This window comes from Streptomyces sp. NPDC056486 (assembly GCF_042795295.1).
Lineage (GTDB): Bacteria > Actinomycetota > Actinomycetes > Streptomycetales > Streptomycetaceae > Streptomyces.
Window position 1 is genome coordinate 1 of the sequence record NZ_JBHTSF010000172.1, and the last position, 1,929, is coordinate 1,929.

The 1,929-nt window shown below is 67.7% G+C and carries 2 protein-coding genes and 1 pseudogene; 2 read left to right on the plus strand and 1 reads right to left on the minus strand.

Annotated features, from left to right (window positions below):
• Positions 1-155: 155 nt before the first annotated feature.
• Positions 156-1,082: pseudogene (locus ACFQ7F_RS38920) on the plus strand (IS5 family transposase).
• On the opposite strand, the gene ACFQ7F_RS38925 reads toward ACFQ7F_RS38920, so the two are convergent.
• The gene (locus ACFQ7F_RS38925; protein ID WP_383281834.1) at positions 1,079-1,417 is read right to left on the minus strand and encodes a GNAT family N-acetyltransferase; all 339 of its coding nucleotides are present in this window, start codon (positions 1,415-1,417) and stop codon (positions 1,079-1,081) included. The pseudogene ACFQ7F_RS38920 and the gene ACFQ7F_RS38925 overlap by 4 nt on opposite strands.
• Between ACFQ7F_RS38925 and ACFQ7F_RS38930 the strand changes: the two genes are divergently transcribed.
• Complete coding sequence (locus tag ACFQ7F_RS38930; protein WP_383281836.1) at positions 1,397-1,804, plus strand: transposase; 408 nt, start codon at positions 1,397-1,399, stop codon at positions 1,802-1,804. The genes ACFQ7F_RS38925 and ACFQ7F_RS38930 overlap by 21 nt on opposite strands.
• The last annotated feature ends 125 nt before the right edge of the window (positions 1,805-1,929 follow it).

A 1,929-nucleotide genomic window follows, 5' to 3' on the forward strand; every position in this document is an offset into this window, starting at 1 on the left:
GACGTAACAACTCCCATTCCTCATCGGTCAGTTCATAGCGACGACTCACAAAGCCCATCATCCCGCGCAACTACATTGAAGACACGACCTAGGGCGTTTCTGATGGCTCTTGCTGGGTTGGGTGGATCAGTTCTGGGGCTGGGCAGGTGCTTCGTATGGTGCGGCGTCACGAACTGACTGATGCTCAGTGGCGGAAGATCGAGCCGTTGCTGCCGGTGAACGGCGGCCCCGGTGGGCAGTGGGCAGATCACCGCAGGGTGATCAACGGAGTGCTGTACCGGGCCCGCACGGGGGTGCCGTGGCCGGACCTGCCGGAACGGTACGGGCCTTGGCAGACCGCATACGAGCGGCATCGCCGCTGGTCGGCGGACGGAACCTGGCAGCGGATCCTAGCCGAGCTGCAGATCGAGGCCGATGCGGCCGACCCGGACGGAGCACTGGCCCGCTCAGTGGACCAGGAGGCGGAGTGGGCGGTGAACATCGACTCCACCTCCTGCCGGGCGCATCAGCATGCGGCCGGGGCCCGGCACCAGCCGCCGCGTGACTTCCCGCAAAAAGGGGCGGGGCGCGTGTGGAGACCGATGGGCGCGAGGCGTTGGGGCGCTCACGGGGCGGGCTGACCTGCAAGGTCCACCTGCTGGCCGACGACCGGGCCCGCCCACCGGTCTGGCTGACCTCGCCCGGCCAGCGGGGCGACAACCCCATGCTCATCCCCGTGCTGGAGAATCTGCGGATCCAACGGCACGGTCCGGGCCACCCGCGCAGACCGGCTGCGCGGCGATAGGGCGTACTCCAGCCGTGACACCCGCGCCTACCTGCGACGGCGGCACGTCAAGGCGACCATTCCCCAGCCCGACGACCAGCGTGCACGCCGTCGCGGACAAGGCCGGTTGGGCGGTCGACCCCCGGCCTTCGACAGGGCCCAGTACCGCCGCCGCAGTGCCGCCGAGCGGTGCGTGAGCAAGTGGAAGCAGTTCCGTGCGGTCGCCAGCAGGTACGACAAGCGCGGCTACATCTTCAACGGCACCCTGACCGTCATCTGGCTCCGCGGCACCGTCCAAGAGCCATCAGAAAGGCCCTAACGCAAGCCCAGCTCGCCGACTGTTTGGCCTCCGCTGGTCTCACCCGTCAGACGGAATCCGAGCCCGAGGTAGAAACCTTCGGGGCCGCCCGTGCCCGGATGCCAAGTGGTGGTCAGGCGGGTGTGGCCGCGACGGCGGATTTCAGCAGCAACGGACTCGACCGCAAAGCGATCGTAACCTCGACCCTGCTCACCATCTGCGATGTTGAGCCGCCAGAGACCGGAACGGATGTCGGTGCCTGTGCCGTCGCCCCTCCAGTCGATGTCGAAGAAGGCCATGACCTCAGCGCGGACGGCCGCTGCCGCCTGCTGTCCTTGGTTGTCACACCGGGCCAGCGGGCGGACTGCACCCAGTTCAACTCTGTCTTGGAGAAGATCCGCGTCCCGAAGCCCGGGCCGGGCAGGCCCCGCAAGGGGCCCAACGGTGTCGCAGCCGACAAGGCATACAGCAACGGGCCCTGTCGTGCGTGCCTGCGGCGCCGGAGCATCCGGCACACGATCCCGGAGAAGGCCGATAGCCAGGCCGCCCGCCTACGGAAAGGCTCACGAGGCGGGCGGCCACCCGGCTTCGACGACGAGCGATGCAGGAAACGCAACACCGTCGAACGGGCCATCAATCGGCTGAACCAGCACCGGGCCGTGGGAACCAGATACGACAAACGTCGTTACATATACCTCGGTACGGCAACTGCGGCAGCCCTCATCAACTGGCTCCGGACGTAACGGTCGGACAAGTCCTAGCCGTGTCACTCCGCCTGGGCCGTGAAGCGGGCGTGCTGGTGCCGTACGTGGAGGGTGTCCGGGTGGTCGGGGCCAAATACTCGTGTGCGGTCGCGGACCAGGTCGGT